This is a genomic window from Dellaglioa sp. CoH-57-MRSF-17, assembly GCF_056782015.1.
Map to the genome: position 1 here is coordinate 291 of NZ_JBXAXY010000036.1, position 256 is coordinate 546.

The 256-nt window shown below is 57.8% G+C and carries 1 protein-coding gene; it reads left to right on the forward strand.

All coding sequences use genetic code 11. From position 1 onward, the window contains the following. The coding region (locus tag AC1RPJ_RS07725; RefSeq protein WP_481762835.1) for a hypothetical protein at window positions 1–256 on the forward strand (256 nt) is incomplete at both ends.

A 256-nucleotide genomic window follows, 5' to 3' on the forward strand; every position in this document is an offset into this window, starting at 1 on the left:
GTAATCGAGAGCGTGAGTGCTTGGTACATCTTCCCACAGCTGATCACGCGTCCCGTGATCGTGAACCTGTGGGGTATGACCGGCGTCGGCAAGACCCAGCTGGTGCGCCGCCTTTCCGCGCTGCTGGGGTTTGGTGACAAGTTTGTAGAAGTCGTGATGGACGGTTCGTCCAAGCACGGCTACTTCGGGTCGTCATCGCTGTCCTCGATCCTGAACAACTCGAAAATTGAGGAAGGCCAACCCGGCATTCTCCTGC